At 72.3% G+C, this 16,860-nt stretch carries 13 protein-coding genes and 2 pseudogenes; 8 read left to right on the plus strand and 7 right to left on the minus strand.

Features of this window, described 5'->3' with window-relative positions:
- The 4 genes and pseudogenes from BG482_RS39005 to BG482_RS39020 all read left to right on the plus strand — a co-directional run.
- A pseudogene (locus BG482_RS39005) lies at positions 1-688 on the plus strand (serine/threonine protein kinase); the annotation flags it as partial.
- 68 nt (positions 689-756) lie between these two features.
- Positions 757-1,650, plus strand: a pseudogene (locus tag BG482_RS39010) (serine/threonine-protein kinase); the annotation flags it as partial.
- 238 nt (positions 1,651-1,888) lie between these two features.
- Positions 1,889-3,514: a succinic semialdehyde dehydrogenase gene (locus tag BG482_RS39015; RefSeq protein ID WP_069773961.1), complete on the plus strand. Its 1,626-nt coding sequence runs from the start codon at positions 1,889-1,891 to the stop codon at positions 3,512-3,514.
- 29 nt (positions 3,515-3,543) lie between these two features.
- Positions 3,544-5,328: a GMC oxidoreductase gene (locus BG482_RS39020; RefSeq protein ID WP_069773962.1), complete on the plus strand. Its 1,785-nt coding sequence runs from the start codon at positions 3,544-3,546 to the stop codon at positions 5,326-5,328.
- An 86-nt stretch (positions 5,329-5,414) separates the two neighbouring features.
- Here BG482_RS39020 and BG482_RS39025 read toward each other — a convergent pair whose 3' ends face one another.
- Both BG482_RS39025 and BG482_RS39030 read right to left on the minus strand, forming a co-directional pair.
- Positions 5,415-6,428, minus strand: coding sequence for an LPXTG cell wall anchor domain-containing protein (locus BG482_RS39025; RefSeq protein ID WP_256096613.1), 1,014 nt, complete (start codon positions 6,426-6,428; stop codon positions 5,415-5,417).
- Positions 6,429-7,179: 751 nt separating this feature from the next.
- Complete coding sequence (locus tag BG482_RS39030) at positions 7,180-7,461, minus strand: chorismate mutase (RefSeq protein ID WP_069773964.1); 282 nt, start codon at positions 7,459-7,461, stop codon at positions 7,180-7,182.
- A gap of 333 nt (positions 7,462-7,794) precedes the next feature.
- On the opposite strand from BG482_RS39030, the gene guaA reads away from it, so the two are divergent.
- Positions 7,795-9,375, plus strand: a complete 1,581-nt coding sequence (gene guaA / locus BG482_RS39035) for a glutamine-hydrolyzing GMP synthase (protein WP_069773965.1) — start codon at positions 7,795-7,797, stop codon at positions 9,373-9,375.
- Between the two features lie 27 nt (positions 9,376-9,402).
- Here guaA and BG482_RS39040 read toward each other — a convergent pair whose 3' ends face one another.
- Both BG482_RS39040 and BG482_RS39045 read right to left on the minus strand, forming a co-directional pair.
- Complete coding sequence (locus BG482_RS39040; protein WP_069773966.1) at positions 9,403-9,891, minus strand: pyridoxamine 5'-phosphate oxidase family protein; 489 nt, start codon at positions 9,889-9,891, stop codon at positions 9,403-9,405.
- A gap of 58 nt (positions 9,892-9,949) precedes the next feature.
- The gene (locus BG482_RS39045) at positions 9,950-10,666 is read right to left on the minus strand and encodes a hypothetical protein (protein ID WP_256096614.1); all 717 of its coding nucleotides are present in this window, start codon (positions 10,664-10,666) and stop codon (positions 9,950-9,952) included.
- A 109-nt stretch (positions 10,667-10,775) separates the two neighbouring features.
- Here BG482_RS39045 and BG482_RS39050 point away from each other — a divergent pair, with 109 nt between their 5' ends.
- Positions 10,776-11,570 (plus strand): class II aldolase/adducin family protein, encoded by a 795-nt coding sequence (locus BG482_RS39050; protein ID WP_069773967.1) that lies wholly within the window; start codon positions 10,776-10,778, stop codon positions 11,568-11,570.
- A 92-nt stretch (positions 11,571-11,662) separates the two neighbouring features.
- Here BG482_RS39050 and BG482_RS39055 read toward each other — a convergent pair whose 3' ends face one another.
- A complete protein-coding gene (locus tag BG482_RS39055; RefSeq protein ID WP_069773968.1) occupies positions 11,663-12,640 on the minus strand; it encodes a DUF4429 domain-containing protein in 978 nt (325 codons plus the stop codon).
- Positions 12,641-12,841: 201 nt separating this feature from the next.
- Between BG482_RS39055 and BG482_RS39060 the strand changes: the two genes are divergently transcribed.
- Positions 12,842-14,131, plus strand: coding sequence for a hypothetical protein (locus BG482_RS39060; protein ID WP_069773969.1), 1,290 nt, complete (start codon positions 12,842-12,844; stop codon positions 14,129-14,131).
- 387 nt (positions 14,132-14,518) lie between these two features.
- Entirely contained in the window at positions 14,519-15,055 is a 537-nt protein-coding gene (locus tag BG482_RS39065; RefSeq protein ID WP_069773970.1) for a DoxX family protein, read from the plus strand.
- A gap of 207 nt (positions 15,056-15,262) precedes the next feature.
- Here the strand turns inward: BG482_RS39065 and BG482_RS39070 are convergent, their stop codons facing one another.
- Together BG482_RS39070 and BG482_RS39075 are read right to left on the minus strand one after the other, a co-directional pair.
- Positions 15,263-15,508: a hypothetical protein gene (locus tag BG482_RS39070; RefSeq protein WP_069773971.1), complete on the minus strand. Its 246-nt coding sequence runs from the start codon at positions 15,506-15,508 to the stop codon at positions 15,263-15,265.
- Positions 15,495-16,860, minus strand: a 1,366-nt coding sequence (locus BG482_RS39075) for a PspC domain-containing protein (RefSeq protein WP_256096615.1), incomplete at its 5' end; no start/stop codon positions are given. The genes BG482_RS39075 and BG482_RS39070, both read right to left, overlap by 14 nt.

The following is a 16,860-nucleotide window of genomic DNA, read 5'->3' on the forward strand; positions in this document are numbered from 1 at the left end:
CGCGAACCCGCCCGCTGCGCAGCCCGCCCGGGCCGTCGCGCCCACCGAGCGCCCCCGTGCCGCGCGCCGGTTCGGCCGCACGGCGTGGATCGGGCTGGGGGCCGCCGTCGTGGCCGTGGCGGCGGCCACGTACCTGGTGGTCGCCGACCCGTTCGCCGGGCCGCTGCCCGACGGGTGGAAGACGAAGCACGAGAAGGAGGTCACCGCGACGCTCGCGGTGCCCGACAGCTATGTGCGCGGCGAACCCGCCAAGGACGCCCCCGCGGACGAGCACTGGGTGAGCTACACCGACCCGAGCGGCGCGATCTCGGTCGTCCTGGAGGTCAAGCGCAGGGCGGAGGACAAGGGCCACGCGATCAAGGACTCCGCGGCCGCCGAGATGTACGCCGACAACGGCGACTTCAAGGAGTCCGGCGATTACCGGGTCAACATGCCGAAGGGGCCGCGGACCAGCACGGACGGCGACGCGACCTTCCAGGGCCGCAAGGCCGCCGGGAACACGGTCGTGTACACCACCGACGACAGCCAGCACCCGGCCCCGCGCGAGCTGAGGATCCTGTACTACAGGTCCACCGGCGGCGACATGTACGAGCTCATGGTCGGCTACCCCGGCAAGGGCGACTTCACCTCGCGCGGCCGCGAGGTGGCCCGCACGGCGATCGCCAACCTGCAGATCGACCGGCCCTAGCGCGTTCCGTCGTCGAACCGCCTTCGTGTCGACGGGAGTTGACCGGCGATCGTGGTAGTCATGGAGGCATGAGCAACGACGGGGATCCCGGAGACGCCGAAGGCCGGATACTGGACGGCCGCTACCGGCTGCTCGATCGCATCGGATCCGGGGGTTCGGGCACCGTGTGGCGGGGCGGGGACGAGCTGACGGGGCGTGAAGTCGCCGTCAAGAAGCCATGGTTGCCGGGACGGCCCGAGGACGAGCGCTACCGCCGCGCGGCGCACCGGCTCCAGCGGGAGGCCCGTGCCGCCGCCCGCGTGGACCACCCCTGTGCCGTCACCATCCACGACGTGGTGATGGAGGAGGGGACGGACATCGAGGGCGGGCTCCCCTGGATCGTGATGGAGCTGGTCCACGGCGAGTCCCTGCGCGAGACGCTGCGACGCGGCCCGCTCGACTCCGCCGAGGCGGCGCGGATCGGCCTCGCCGTCCTGGGCGCGCTGCGCGCCGCGCACGCCGTCGGCATCGTCCACCGGGACCTGAAGCCGAGCAACGTGCTGCTCGGCCGTCCCCCGTTCGCGGACTCGCTCGAGCCGGGTGGCCCCCATGGCCGGGTCGTCGTCACGGACTTCGGCATCGCGCACGTCCCGGGTGAGGAGTCCCGGACCGCGACCGGAAGTGGCCTCGGCTCCCCGGACTTCATCGCTCCCGAGCGGACGTCGGGACGAGACGCGGGCCCGGCCTCCGACCTGTGGTCCCTCGGCGTCCTGCTGTACGCGGCCGTCGAGGGCCGGTCCCCGTTCCACGGGACGCCTGCGCGGTCCGCATCCGCCGCGGTCCTCGCCGCGGACCCGCCCGAGGCGGAACGTGCCGGCCCGCTCGGCCCCCTCCTCCAGGGACTGCTGCACCGCGACCCGGAACACCGGCCGACCCCGCAGGACACCGCGAACGCCCTGGAAGCGGCCCGCGCCGGCCGGGACCGCAGTCCGGCGCCGCCCTGCCCGGTGGACTCCCGGTAACCGCCGGTAACGGTCGGGGGCCGCTCCGTCCGGCCGCCGCCCGGAGATCGCGGGCGGCGGAATCCGCGCGGGGAGCGCCGGACCCAACGCCCTGATCAGCAGGTTTGTTGCCAGTGGACGCTGGCGTCGTGTGTGCGGCCGGTGAATCCCTATTACCGGCGGGTACCCAAAGTTCCCCGCACGTCATACCCTGCGCCTCATGACGGACTCGCAGGCCCCGGAAATGGCACCGGCAAAGACCGGCACGAATCCCCTCGCCCCCACCCCCACCGGCGTCCGCACCGCCGCCGACGTGGTGACCCCGGAGCTGGTCGCCCAGCTCACCAAGGGCGTGACCGGCTCCGGCCGGACGGCCAACCACACGCCGTTCACCGGCGAGAAGCTCGCCGACCTGCCCGAGTCCACCCCCGAGGACGTCCTCAAGGCCTACGAGGCGGCCCGCGCCGCCCAGGCGGTGTGGGCGAAGACGCCGGTCCGGGAACGCGCCGCCGTCCTGCTCCGCTTCCACGACCTGGTGCTGGAGCGCCAGGCCGAGGTGCTCGACCTCATCCAGCTGGAGACCGGCAAGGCGCGCCTGCACGCCCACGAGGAGGTGCAGGCCGTCGCCGTCGCCGCCCGCCACTACGGCCGCAGGGCCCCCGCGTATCTGCGTCCCAAGCGGCACGCCGGCGCCATGCCGACCCTCACGAAGGTCACCGAACTGCGCCACCCGCGCGGGGTCGTGGGGCAGATCGCGCCCTGGAACTACCCGCTGGAGCTGTCGGTCGGCGACGCGCTGCCGGCGTTCGTCGCGGGCAACGCCGTCGTCATGAAGCCCGACACGGAGACCTGCCTGACCGCTCTGTGGGCCCGTGACCTGCTCGTCGAGGCCGGTCTGCCCGCCGACGTCTTCCAGGTCGTCCTGGGCGAGGGGCCCGTCGTCGGCCCCGAGGTCGTCCGGCACGCCGACTACGTCTGCTTCACCGGCTCCACCCGCACCGGCCGCGAGGTCGCCCAGGGCGCCGCCGCCCGGCTCGTCGGCGTCTCCCTCGAACTCGGCGGCAAGAACGCCATGCTGGTCCTGGAGGACGCCGACGTGGAGAAGGCGGCGGCCGGCGCCGTTCGCGCCTGCTTCTCCTCCGCCGGCCAACTCTGCATCTCCATCGAGCGGTTGTACGTCCACGAGTCGATCGCGGACGCCTTCGTCGAGCGCTTCGCCGCCCGCACCCGGGCCATGCGCCTCGGCACCTCCCTGGCCTACGGCGCCGACATGGGTTCCCTGGTCGGCGAACGCCAGCTGGAGACGGTGACCCGGCACGTCGAGGAGGCCGTCGCCAAGGGTGCGAAGATCGTCGCCGGCGGCGTCGCCCGCCCGGACGTCGGCCCGTACTTCTTCGAGCCGACCATCCTCGACGGCGTCACGGAGCCCATGTCCGTCTGCACCGAGGAGACCTTCGGCCCGGTCGTCTCGATCTACCGCTTCAGGACCGACGACGAGGCGATCGAGCAGGCCAACTCGACGCCCTACGGCCTGAACGCGTCGGTGTGGACGAAGGACGGCCGCCGCGGCCGGGAGGTCGCCTCCCGGGTGCGGGCCGGCACGGTCAACGTCAACGAGGGCTACGCCTCGGCCTACGGCAGCGTCCAGTCCCCGATGGGCGGCATGAAGGACTCCGGGCTCGGCCGCCGCCACGGCTCCGAGGGCATCCTCAAGTACACCGAGGCCCAGACGGTGGCCCAGCAGCGCCTGCTGCCGATGGCGCCGGCCCTGGGCATGGACGACGAGAAGTACGCCCGGTTCATGAGCACCAGCCTGAAGGTGATGAAGACGCTCCGGCTGCGCTGAATCCCACCCGTTCCCGACGAGGAGAGCACGTGTCCCAGGACGCCTACGACTACGACGTCATCGTCGTCGGATCCGGCTTCGGCGGTTCCGTGACCGCCCTGCGCCTGACGGAGAAGGGCTACACCGTGGGCGTCCTGGAGGCAGGCCGCCGCTTCACCCGCGAGACGCTCCCCAGGAACTCCTGGGACCTGAAGAACTACCTCTGGGCCCCCGCCCTCGGCATGTACGGCATCCAGCGCATCCATCTGCTGGGCAACGTCATGGTCCTGGCCGGCGCGGGCGTGGGCGGCGGCTCACTCAACTACGCCAACACCCTCTACGTCCCGCCGAAGCCCTTCTTCGACGACCCCCAGTGGCGTGACATCACCGACTGGCAGGAGGAGCTGACGCCGTACTACGACCAGGCGCGCCGCATGCTGGGCGTACGGCTCAACCCGACGACGACCCCCTCCGACGTGCACCTGAAGGCGGCCGCGGAACGGATGGGCGTCGGCGACACCTTCCACCTGGCGCCGGTCGGGGTGTTCTTCGGCGACGGCGAGGACGCCGACGGCACGGTGAAGGCCAGGCCGGGGGAGCAGGTCGCCGACCCCTACTTCGGGGGCGCGGGACCGGCCCGCAAGGCCTGCGTCGAGTGCGGCGAGTGCATGACCGGCTGCCGGCACGGGGCCAAGAACACCCTCAACGAGAACTATCTGCACCTCGCCGAGAAGGCGGGCGCGGTCGTCCACCCCCTGACGACGGTCATGTCCGTCACGGACGACTCGCAGGGCGGCTACGCGATCGCCACCCTGCCCACCGACGCGCGCCGCAAGGGCAGGGCGCACGGCAGGGTCTTCAAGGCGCGCCGGGTCGTCCTCGCGGCCGGCACCTACGGCACCCAGACCCTGCTCCACCGGATGAAGGCGGGCGGCCAACTCCCTTACCTGTCCGACCGGCTGGGCCATCTGACCCGCACCAACTCCGAGGCGCTGGTCGGCGCCCAGACCGACGACCGCCGCTACCGCAAGGCGACCGGCGCGCCCAAGGTGGACTTCACGCGCGGCGTCGCCATCACCTCGTCCATCCACCCGGACGAGAACACCCACATCGAGCCGGTCCGCTACGGCCGGGGCTCCAACTCCATGGGCAGCCTGTCGATCCTGCAGGTGCCCTACGCGGAGGGCTCGTCGAGGGTCGCCGGCTGGCTGGCGAACGCCGTCCGCCACCCGCTCCTCGTGCTGCGCTCGCTCTCCAACCGCCGCTGGTCGGAGCGCACCATCATCGGTCTGGTGATGCAGTCGCTGGACAACTCGCTGACGACGTACCTCAAGCCGACGGGCGTCGGCAAGGGCCTGCTGACCGCGCGTCAGGGGCACGGCGCTCCCAACCCCAAGCAGATCAGGGCCGCCTCGCAGGCCGCCTCGGTGATCGCCGCCGACATCAACGGCTTCGCAGGGTCCAACGTGGGCGAACTGATGGGCACCCCGCTCACCGCGCACTTCCTCGGCGGGTGCCCGATCGGTGACTCCCGCGAGACCGGCGTCATCGACCCTTATCACCGCCTCTACGGCCACCCCGGCATCTCGGTCGTCGACGGCGCCGCGGTCTCGGCGAACCTCGGGGTGAACCCGTCGCTCACCATCACCGCCCAGGCCGAGCGGGCCATGTCGTACTGGCCGAACAAGGGCGAGACGGATCCGCGTCCGGCGCAGGGGGCGGCGTACGAGCGGCTGAAGCCCGTCGGGCCGGTCAGCCCGGCGGTGCCCGCCGAGGCGTTCGGCGCGCTGCGCCTGCCGTTCCTGGGGATTCCGGCGGTCCCGCCCAAGCAGTAGACCGCGTGACCGCACACGGTCCGGACACGGCGAAGGGACCTGCGCCCCCCTCCGAGCGCAGGTCCCTTCGCTGGTCCTCGTGCGTGTTACGCGTGCGCACCGGCCTTGCGGCGGCGGGCGGCGAACACCGCTCCCGCACCGGCGACGACGGCCACGCCGCCGACCAGCCCGATCATCGGCAGCGCCGAGTCGGAACCGGTGGAGGCGAGGCTGCCGGTGATCGGCTTGGCGCCGCCCTGGGCCTTGACGCCGTCGTCGGGCTTGTCGCCGTTCGGCTTGGCGTCGCCCGCGCCGTCGGCGTGACCGCCCGCGGCGACGATCTGCACGTCGTAGGCGTCACCGTTGCCGTAGCAGGCGGAGTCCTTTCCGGCGTAGATGGCCTCGCTCAGCGCGAACGACGCGCCCGCCGGCGCCGACGCCTTGACCTTCACCCTCAGGTCGAGGGAGTCCGTGGAGTTCGCCTCCAGGGTGTCCAGCAGTCCCACGAAGGAGCCCGTGACGACCTGCTTGCCGTTCTCGCCCTCGTAGGAGTCCTGGTAGCCGCTGGTCCACTTGCCGTCCTCCTTGACCTGGATGACGGCGAGGCCCTCGGAGAGCAAGGTGTCGGTTTCGTCGCCGTAGTCCATGAACGCGTCGATGTACACGTTCTTCAGGTCCTGGTCGGAGTCGTTGTCGACGACGAACTCGAAGTCGTGCCAGCCCGAACCGGCGACGATCTTGCTCGGCAGGCCCTTGATCTCGGCCGTGAGCTTCTCGTCCAGATCGAAGGACTTGCAGTCCGTGTACGGGTCGAACGCGTCGTCGCTCGCGCTCGCCGACGGGCTCGCCGTGGACGTCCCCGAGGCGGACGGGGACGAGGAGGCGGAGCCGCTCGGGCTGCCGGTCGGCGAGCCCGACGCCTGCAGAGCGCCCGAGCCGGTCGAGGAGGAGGCCGAGCCGGCGCCGGTCGGCGTGCCGGAGGCGCTCTGGCCGTCCGAGTCCGACGGGCTGGACGTGGCGCTCTGCGTCGCGGAAGCGGTCGGGGAGGACGTCTCGTCCTCCGCGAAGGCGGCGGGCGCGGACAGCAGGGCCAGCGGGGCGACGACGGCGGTCGCGGCCATGGCGACCATCGTGCGGCGAAGCTTCATGAAGACCTCGGCGGATCTGGGGTGGAGGCCTTCCGCAATGGGGGTCGGGAGTGGGCCTGTTTTCGCTGGGTGTGACCAGCGGAGGCGGCGAACGGTTGTGCTGACTCACAGGATCTTTATATGGCGCGCGTCACACCTGATCATGGCTCGGCGCGAGGAGCCCCCGGGCATGACGAAGGGCCCCGCGGGACGGATCCGCAGGGCCCTTCTTTATCGTCAGCACCGGCGTCAGGGCAGCGCCGGTGCCTGGGAGCGGCGCCGGGGGGTTGCGCCGCTGGTCCGGACCTCTGGCTGTGAGGGTCTGGCTATGAAGGTCTGGCTATGAAGGTCTGACAGTGGGGAGGGAGGCCCGCGCGGAGGTGTCGTCCGAAGGGGGACTTGAGGTCGTTCGGGTGCTTTCTACGCATCGTGCTGGATGAGCGCGGCCCCCGCAACCGTTTGACCCAGCCCTTGTGCATTTTTGCATTTTCCGCCGGTCGGTCCCGGGCGTCCCCGAGACCGACCGTTCTCTTGGTGACCGGGCTGCTGTCCCCTGCCGTCCGGTCACTTTCGGAGCGAGGTCCCACGACGCACGGCACGATCCGTACGTCTCATCGCCCCAGCGAGCCACGCGTGGTTCTTCCGGACCCGCCCCTGGCTGGAGCGGACACCGGGACCAACGACGCCGCCGGGTCCGCGGTCACGCGCCGTACGGGTGAGACGGCGGCCGAACTGACGCCCGAGGTCACACGCGTCCCCGGCACAGTTCGAGCAGTGTCATCGCCAGGGCGGTGCCGGGCCGGCCCAGCGCGTCCCGGTAGTGGCCGAGGACCTCCAGCTCGCGCGAGAGGTTCACCCGCCGGCCGCCGGAGGTGATCCGTGCCTCCTGGATGACGGCCGACACGGCCATCCGTTCCTGGATCAGGCCGATGATCCGGTCGTCGAGCGCGTCGATGCGCTCACGGGCGCCGGTGATCACGTCGGCGGCCTCGGAGGTGCGGGCGCCGGTCACGTCGATGGCGGTCATGGGGGCTCCTTGTTCGGGTTCGGGTCGCCCCGGAGCGACAGGACCCGGGAGAAACGACAGGCGCCCCGGGCCTTGTCGGCCCGGGGCGCCTGGAAAGTCGCTTGTCAGCAGCTCAAGCAACACGACCATGGCAGCCGGCGGGCCGGATGCCATAGGTAAAGACGAAGGTCGTGTGCGAAAGCATGCGGCCCAGTATGCAGCGGTGCCGGGCCCGGTCCAAGCCGGTTCGCATCCTGAGACGCGGGGACGGCTCCGGAGCCGGGACGACGCCACGTCCGCTCTCGGTAGAATTGGCCAGCACAGAGACCCCGCCCGAACCGCCGGAAGGCCCCCGTGTCCACAGCGACTCCCGCTGCCGCCGCCCCCGACACCGTCCTGGTCGTCGACTTCGGCGCGCAGTACGCCCAGCTCATCGCCCGTCGAGTCCGCGAGGCGCGGGTCTACAGCGAGATCGTGCCGAGCACCATGCCCGTCCAGGAGATGCTCGCCAAGAACCCGGCGGCGATCATCCTCTCCGGGGGCCCCTCGTCCGTCTACGAGGAGGGCGCCCCCCGCCTCGACCGCGCGATCTTCGAGGCCGGCGTCCCCGTCTTCGGCATGTGCTACGGCTTCCAGCTGATGGCGCAGAGCCTCGGCGGCACGGTCGACAACACCGGGGCCCGCGAGTACGGCCGCACCGACCTGCACGTCTCCCGCGTCTCCTCCACCCTCTTCGAGGGCACCCCGGCCGAGCAGGCCGTGTGGATGTCCCACGGCGACGCCTGCTCCGCCGCCCCCGAGGGCTTCGTCGTCAGCGCCTCCACGGACGTCGTCCCGGTCGCCGCCTTCGAGAACGACGAGAAGAAGCTGTACGGCGTCCAGTACCACCCCGAGGTCATGCACTCCACGCACGGCCAGCAGGTCCTGGAGCACTTCCTGTACCGGGGCGCGGGCCTCACCCCGGACTGGACCACGGGCAACGTCATCGAGGAGCAGGTCGCGGCCATCCGCGAGCAGGTCGGCGACAAGCGCGCCATCTGCGGCCTGTCCGGCGGCGTCGACTCGGCGGTCGCCGCGGCCCTCGTCCAGAAGGCCATCGGCTCCCAGCTGACCTGCGTCTACGTCGACCACGGCCTGATGCGCAAGGGCGAGACCGAGCAGGTCGAGAAGGACTTCGTGGCCGCGACCGGCGTCCAGCTGAAGGTCGTGGACGCCGAGGAACGCTTCCTCACCGCGCTCAAGGGCGTCTCGGACCCCGAGGAGAAGCGGAAGATCATCGGGCGCGAGTTCATCCGCGTCTTCGAGCAGGCCCAGGCCGAGATCATCGCGGACGACGGCCCCGAGGTCGCCTTCCTGGTCCAGGGCACGCTCTACCCGGACGTCGTCGAGTCCGGCGGCGGCACCGGCACGGCAAACATCAAGTCGCACCACAACGTGGGCGGTCTGCCCGAGGACCTCGAGTTCCAGCTGATCGAGCCGCTGCGCAAGCTGTTCAAGGACGAGGTCCGCATGGTCGGCCAGGAGCTCGGCCTGCCGGAGGAGATCGTCCAGCGCCAGCCGTTCCCGGGACCCGGCCTCGGCATCCGCATCGTCGGCGAGGTCACCAAGGAGCGCCTGGACCTGCTGCGCGACGCCGACGCCATCGCCCGCGAGGAGCTGACGGCCGCCGGTCTCGACCGGGAGATCTGGCAGTGCCCGGTGGTGCTGCTCGCGGACGTCCGCAGCGTCGGCGTCCAGGGCGACGGCCGCACCTACGGTCACCCGATCGTGCTGCGCCCCGTCTCCTCCGAGGACGCCATGACCGCCGACTGGTCGCGGCTGCCGTACGACGTCCTGGCGAAGATCTCCACCCGGATCACCAACGAGGTCCGTGACGTCAACCGTGTCGTCGTCGACGTGACCTCGAAGCCGCCGGGCACCATCGAGTGGGAGTGACCCGCACCGGGGCCCCGCGCGAGGGGTTCAGGTCCGCCTGAGCGTGCGCACCGGCGCTCCGGGCTGCCAGACCTGGGCGACCAGATACGTGTCGTCCTCGACGTAGGTCCGTACGACCTCCGTCAACTCGGTGCGGAAGAGGTGGAACGGCTGCGGCGGTTCCACCTCTTTCACGTACGCGGCCTTCGCCTCGCCGTCCGCCACCTCGATCGCCCGCCCCGCGATCCGTACGTCGCCCCCGCCCATCCCGGTGCCCTCGCCCGGGTTGGCCTGGAGACAGAAGCGCGGGTCCCGGCGCAGGTCGAGGGCTTTGAGCGAGCCGGGCATCATGCCGAGCCACAGCTCACCGGCGAGGAAACGGACCTCGATGCCGGACGTGCGCGGGGAGCCGTCCTTGCGCAGGGTCGCCAGGACGTGGTGGGTGAACGCGCCGAAGCGGTCCTCGGCGGTCTTCGCGAACTCGGGCTCCGCCTCGGCGAACACGGACCAGTTCTGGCGGGCGCTACTCGGTGTCATACGGCGAGTCTGACCCCGATACCGGACACCTTCTGTCGGAATTTCCGCCGCGGGCGCGTCAGAATCCCTGCGGCGTGCCGTACGGCGTTCCCTGCGGCGTGCCGTACGGCGTTGCCTGCGCCGGGCCCTGCGGTGGGCCGTACGGAGTTCCGAACGGGCTGGGCGTCGGTCGCACGTACCGCTCCACCCCTGCTCCGTCCCGCACCGGCGTGCAGCCCGCCGCCGTGAGCTGCCGGGCCAGCTTCGCGCGTCGCATCGTGTTCACCCGCAGAGCGCCCAGCAGGAACGCCGGCATCAGCACGGCGAGCGGGAGCAGCACCGCGTACACCCCGGTCAGGACGGCCATCAGCAGGAAGAGCGCCCCCGAGCCCCACCCGATGAACTGCAGCTGTCTGCGGTTGGCGGCCGCCGCGAAGGCGTCGTAGCGGATGAGCGCGGTGATCAGTTCGACGTCCGCCTGCGCCTCGGGGACCGGTGTGAGCGAGCCCAGGTACATGCCCGGCACGGGGCGGTCGGGGCCCGGGTCGGGGAAGGCGGCCGAGTTCGCCGCGGCCCGCTGCCGCGCCGACGGGTCGAGGTCGCGGACCAGGTGGACGTGGAGGATCCGGTGCTTGCCGACGAGACGCACGCTCTCGTACCGGAAGCCGTAGCACTCGGCTATGTAGGCCAGCGCGCCGAACGTCTGGAACTCCGCGAAGGGGTGGACCAGCTCGATGGCGTCACGCGTCGCGATCTGGCGCATGAGTGCGGTGATGTGGCGTGCTGCGATGCTCAAGACGTGCTCCGATGGTGACGGAAATCGTCATCTTTGCATAACGGCTCTGCCCTTTTGCGCTGACCGACGGTAACTTCCGCGTCGTAAAGCAACCAGTGCTGGAGGACCGATGCACGGGCCCACGCCGCCTGCCCCGCTGCCCACCGACCGGCTGCAGTTCGCCATGCCGCCGATGCACGAATCGGTGGAGGACGAGCGCCGTCATCGAAAGGAACGGCTGGCCGGCGCGGTACGGATCTTCGGACGGCTCGGCTTCGAGGACGGCGTCTCGGGGCACATCACCGCCCGCGACCCCGAGTACAGCGACTGCTTCTGGGTCAATCCGTTCGGCATGTCCTTCAAGCACGTCACCGTCAGCGACCTGGTGCTCGCCAACGCCGACGGGCAGGTCGTCGAGGGCCGTTACCACGTCAACCAGGCCGCCTTCACGGTGCACGCCCAGGTGCACGCCGCGCGCCCGGACGTCGTCGCCGTGGCCCACTGCCACTCCGTCCACGGACGCGCCCTCGCCGCACTCGGCGAGCTGCTGGACCCCCTCACCCAGGAGAGCTGCGCGTTCTACGAGGACCACGCCCTGTACGACGCCTACACCGGCGTGGCCGTCGACGCGGAGGAAGGGCGGCGCATCGCGGCCGCGCTCGGCTCCCGCAAGGCGCTCGTGCTGCGCAACCACGGGCTGCTGACGGTGGGCGACTCCGTCGACGCGGCCGCCTGGTGGTTCGTCTCCATGGAACGCTCCAGCCAGGTCCAGCTGACCGCGCGGGCGGCGGGCAGGCCCGTGCTGATCGACCACCGGGCGGCGGTCGCGACCCGGGAGCAGCTCGGGGGCGACCTGGTGGCGTGGATCAACTACCAGCCCCTGTGGCAGGACGTCAGCCGCAGCGAGCCGGACCTGCTGAGCTGACCGACCCTGCAGTCCACGGACCCTGCAGTCGGCCGACCCTGCAGTCCGCCGAGCCGGCAGCCTGCTGAGCCGGCCCACGGTTCACCGCTCGCTCAGAAGCCGCGCAGCACGACGGCCTTCGTCCTCGCGAACTCCTCGTCGGTCAGCACCCCGTCCCGGTGCAGCTCGCCCAACTCGCGCAGCCGGCGCAGCAGCACGTCATGGTGGTCGGCCGGGGCCGGGACGCACGGACCCTGGGCGGCCAGGTTCGGCGCGGACGGGTTGGGGGCGGACGGGTTGGGGGCGGACGATGTGGGCCGCCGTCCTCGGGCCGCGCCGGTGTCCGCCCGCTCCGGTTCGTCCTCGGGCCCGGGGTGCGCGCGGGCCGAGGGATGCGGAAGACGTGCCGTGACAGCCGTCGCCACCAGCGCCGTCAGCAGGTCGCGGCTCACGTTGCCCCACAGGTCCAGGGCGTACGGGTCCTTCTCGGCCGGCAGCTTCGAGAACACCGTCTCGCGGGTCACGAAGCGCAGGAAGCCGTCGTCCAGACCGGAGTTGGGCAGCCACTCGACCCGCACCAGGTCGTCGACGTCGAGCACACGGGGCCCGGTCGCCCGCTTCACCCGGTCCGAGGTGTCCGCCCAGTCGATCCGCACCTGGACGCCGTCGAAGGAGACGGTGCCGTCGGAGGACCGCACCGACACCGGCACCGGTGGGCCCGGCAGGAGATACGCCGTGGTCGGCTCGTCCGTGATCCGGTCCAGCAGCAGCGCGTGCCGGATCTCCTCGGCGAGGTACTCGGCGATCCCCGAGCGGTCCGTGTCCACCGTGAGCCGGTAGGGGTCGGCCGCGTCGGGCAGCCGTCCACCGGTCGCCTGCAGCAGTGGGTCGGCTCCCTCGCGCAGCCGCATCCGCAGCCGCCCGCGCCTGCGTTCGGGCTCGTAGACGATCCCGGCGACCGCCTCGAGCGGCACGGCGATCTCCCCGTACGTCTGCCGGAACAGCGGCACGGAGCGATGCAGTCCCGGCGTGATCCTGACCGTCGTGCCGTCGAAGGCCCAGGTCCCGTGACGCTGGATGATCTCGGCCATGGGCAAATTCTCGCAGCCGGGTCAACACGGCCTCCCCTGCTTCACCCGCTCTGACCAGACCTGCCGGACACACAGGGTGTGTCGTAGGGCACAATTCGCTGACATCGCAGGGGAGTTGTCCACAGGGTGGCGACCGGGGCCTTCAGAGGGCTCTCCGGGGCCTCCATCCGATCGGGTCGCGGGGAAGGCAGGGCGTCGGACGTGGCGGTGCAGGAGGCGAGACAGGGCGCGGGCCCGGGCCCGGGGGCGGGTGCGCACGAAGGCGGTTGCGCCTGCGGGGACTGCCCCCACGGGGCACGGGAAGGACACCGGCGCGCGGTCGCCGCGTTCCTGCTGAAACGGGACGAGTTCGCCGCCGGACAGGGCCTGCCGGCCGCCGTCGCCCACTCCTTCTCGGCGTCCCGCCAGTGGGTGTCCGAGGAGCTGACGCAGTCCGCGGAACTCGTCGCCGAACGCGGCCGCGCCGAGGGCGAGGCATGGCTCGGCCGTCTGTGGCGGCGCACGGCGGTCACCGTGTGGGCCGCGGTCGTCGCACTGCTGCTGGTGCAGTCCCTGACTGCCGTCGGCGCGGGCTGGACGGCCGCCCGCACCGCCGGACTCCTCGCGGCGCTCGTCGTCGCCGGCGCGCTGACCGCCGCCTCCTGGTTCCACCGGGCGCGCGGCGGGGCGCTGGCGCCCGTGATCGGCGAGGACAACCGTCTCTCCACCTCCCGCGCGGTCGCCGCCGCCTGGGTGCTGTTCGTGGCCTACGCGGTGCTGGTCCTGGTGGGCCGGCTCGCCGCCGCCTCCGGCCACGCCGAACGCGACGCGCTGATCGCCGGGCTCGACCTCGCCCGCGGCGCGGGCACGGTGACCGTTCTCGCCGTGGTCTGCGGGATCGCCGTGCTGGTGCGCCGCGTGGTCGGCCTGCGCGTCCTCGGCCAGCGCCTGCAGAAGGTCCGCGCCCACCGCCCCCGGGCGGCCGACCTGCTCACCGACGACGCCGGCCGCGGCGCCTTCGCCGACATCCAGTACGCCGTGATCGGCGCCGTCGCCCTCGCCTTCGCCGCGGTGCGCCTGGCCCGACGCCCCGACCAGCTGCCCGACCTGCCCTGGGGTCTGGCGGTCGTCGTCCTCGTCTCGGCCGCGACCTACCTGGCCGGCAAGTACGCGGAGGGCGGCCGGCCCGTCATCCTGTCCGTCGTCCGCTCCCGCGAGGCCGGCGACCTCGACGCCCCGATCCGCACCGGCGACGACATCGAGATCCGCGGCGCCGGATTCGTCCCGCCCGGCGCCCAGAGCGCCGACCGGCTCTCCCGCATGGTCGTCCGCATCGGCCCGGTCCATGTGCACGTTCCGCTGGTCCCGGTTGCGGGCGGCTTCAGCAACCCCGGCGACGACGTCCTCACCGTGCCCGTGCCGGCGGACGTGGAGCCCGGGCGGGTGGACGTCCAGGTCGTCACCGCGGCCGGGGTGGAGACCAACCGGTACGCGATCGACGTCACCGACTGACCACACCGACCGACCACGCCGACCGACCACGCCGACCGACCACACCGACCGACCCCATCCACCTCAGCGACGACGCCACAGACCCGACGTCCCCGACCGACGTCACGGACGTCATGTCACCGTCCGACGTCACTGACCCGACGTCACCGACCGACGTCACAGACGGGCACCCCCGGCCGCCGTCGCAGACGGACGTCACCGATCGCCGCCCCTGGTCGCCGTTCCCGGCCGCCGTTCCCGATCGCCGTCCCCCTGCGGCTCCCCGGCCGGGGGCCGGTGAACCGGTGTCGGGCCGAGCCCGTGGACACCTTTGAGTGCTCCCCGCCATGCCGTACGTATGGTCTGTCGAGGGGTCCCACCACTCCGGGCGAGAGGCGGCTACGGGCGATGACTCACAGTATGCGGACGGATACCTATCCTCCCCATCTCGACGGGGGCGGCCGCGGCTGGCGGGACACCGCCGCGCGTTACGCCCTCCTCCCTCTGCGGATCTTCCTCGGCGTGACCTTCGTCTACGCCGGCCTTGACAAGCTCACCGACCCCGCCTTCCTGAAGGCGAGCGGCGCCGGCTCGATCGGCGAGACCATGCGCGCCGTCCGTGACTCCTCCGCCGTCCCGGCCATGGTCGACCTGGCCCTGAAGAGCCCTGTCGGCTTCGGCTACGCCATGGCCTTCGGCGAACTCGCCGTCGGTATAGGCGTCCTGCTCGGCGTCCTCACCCGGCTCGCCGCCCTGGGCGGCGCGCTGATCTCGCTCAGCCTGTGGCTGACGGTGAGCTGGGCCTCGGATCCGTACTACCTGGGCAACGACCTCCCCTACCTGATGGCCTGGCTGCCTTTCGTCCTCGCGGGCGCCCCGGTCCTCTCCCTCGACGCCGCCTGGCATTCCCGTCGGCGCCAGCGACGGGCGGGGGGCCTGGGCTAGGGGCTCGGGGCGGACACCGGGGCCGATGGCTCGGGCTGGACGCCGGGGTTCAAGCCGGGGGCGAGCGCGGTCGGCTCGGGTCGGGGACCGACCTCTGGACCGGGACCTGTCGTCCGTCCGGGCCGTCACGGCGACGAGGTGGCGCGAACCGGGGCCTGTCGTCCGTCCGGGCCGGTCACGGCGGCGTGGTCGTCCTGTGCGGGCGGCTCACGGCGGCGTTGTGGCGTCGGTTGCGGTCGGGGCGGGCCGGCCGGACCGGCCTCGCCGTCTGCGGACATTCCCGGCCACCGCGCCCGTCACTCCCGCCAGGCAGAGGCCGGCCACGACGACCGGGATCATCACGAACCACTGCGCCTCCCACAGCCCGCCCGCGTCGCCCGCGAAGATGACGCCCGCGAGGACGAAGGAGGCGCCGGCGACCAGGCGGCCGGGCCGGAACTCATGACGCAGCACGGGCCACCTCCGCCTGTCCCACTCCGACCCGAAGGTCCAGATCGATGGTCCCCCCGTCCGCCCGCCCCGAGGCGGGCCGCAGGGTGACCTCCTTGTGCTTGCCCGGCTCCACGTCCACGTCCTTCTTGTCGTCACCCGGCAGCTGGACGTCACCCAGCCCCACGTCGATCCTCGCCTTCACCGTCACGCCCGGGGGCACGATCACCCGCAGCCGGCCCGCTCCCACCTCCGCGTCGGTGCTGACGGTCTGCCCCTTGGCCAGGGCCAGCCGGGAGAGGTCCAGAGTGCCCTCGCCCGAGCCCAGCTCGTAGTCCGTCCGCACGTCCGCCACCGTCGTGGGCCGCCAGGTCGTGTCGGTCCAGTGCGTGCCGATGTTCCTCGGCAGTACGGCCGCGCCGGCCAGCAGGGCCGCCGTGACGATCGCCAGGAACACCGACCTCGCGCTCGTACGCCCCAGGAACGAGCTGATCGCGATGCCCGCGCCGAGCACGACGAGCGCGGCCGCCAGGCCGGCCTGCAGGCTGGCGCCGAGCGGATGCCCGTGCCAGGTGAGCCTGGTGACCAGGCCGCCCGCGAGCAGGGCGAGCAGGAACGCCCAGCCGCCGATCCACCGCGGGTCCGAGGGCCGGACGTACGGCTCGCGCGAGGTGCGTATGTCCTCGCGGCGGCGGTGGCCGGTGAGCTCGACGTCGACGTTCGCCATGAAGTCCCGGCCGCGGGAGTCCGACGGGCCCCACAGGTAGCCGGTGCCGCCGTCGTGGGTGCCGTCCTTGACTATGGGGTCGCGCCACCAGGACGGGTAGGCGGCGGGCACGGGCGGCGCCTGTGCCTCCGGCGGGGCGTCGGCCACGGCCTGCGCGGCCAGTGGGTCGGGGTCGGAGGAGTCCCGGTGCCGCGACCAGTAACCGGCGCCCGCCAGGAGCAGGGAGACGACCACGGCGAACGTGAGCACGCTGCCGTTGTTCAGCATCGACAGGAACACGCCGCAGCCGACCAGCGCGAACAGCACGGCCGCGAGAGCCTGGCCGTCGACCCGGCCGGTCAGGAGCTTGCGCACCTCGTTCTGCCCGTCGTCGGCGTAGGGAACGAAGAGCCAGGCGAAACCGTAGAAGATGAGACCGATACCGCCGGTCGCGGAGAGCACGGCGAGCGTGATCCGGAAGATCACCGGGTCCATGTCGCACTGCCGCCCGAGGCCCGCGCACACCCCCGCGAGCATCTTGTGCTCACGGTCCCGCTTGAACCTCGACGGGAGTCCGGCAGCCTTCGCGCCGCCTGTTCCCCGCCCGCCGTCGCCGTCGCCGTCGGCGCCCGCGCCCGCCGCGCCGGCAGCCGCCGTCGCGGCAGCGGCG

Source organism: Streptomyces sp. LUP30 (assembly GCF_001746365.1).
Classification (GTDB): domain Bacteria; phylum Actinomycetota; class Actinomycetes; order Streptomycetales; family Streptomycetaceae; genus Streptomyces.

Excerpts from the sequence above, each read along its gene's own strand:
- BG482_RS39025 (WP_256096613.1), bottom strand. The coding sequence starts at position 6,428 with ATGGCCGCGACCGCCGTCGTCGCCCCGCTGGCCCTGCTGTCCGCGCCC.
- BG482_RS39050 (WP_069773967.1), top strand. The coding sequence starts at position 10,776 with ATGCACGGGCCCACGCCGCCTGCCCCGCTGCCCACCGACCGGCTGCAG.
- BG482_RS39015 (WP_069773961.1), top strand. The coding sequence starts at position 1,889 with ATGACGGACTCGCAGGCCCCGGAAATGGCACCGGCAAAGACCGGCACG.
- BG482_RS39055 (WP_069773968.1), bottom strand. The coding sequence starts at position 12,640 with ATGGCCGAGATCATCCAGCGTCACGGGACCTGGGCCTTCGACGGCACG.
- BG482_RS39030 (WP_069773964.1), bottom strand. The coding sequence starts at position 7,461 with ATGACCGCCATCGACGTGACCGGCGCCCGCACCTCCGAGGCCGCCGAC.
- BG482_RS39040 (WP_069773966.1), bottom strand. The coding sequence starts at position 9,891 with ATGACACCGAGTAGCGCCCGCCAGAACTGGTCCGTGTTCGCCGAGGCG.
- BG482_RS39065 (WP_069773970.1), top strand. The coding sequence starts at position 14,519 with ATGACTCACAGTATGCGGACGGATACCTATCCTCCCCATCTCGACGGG.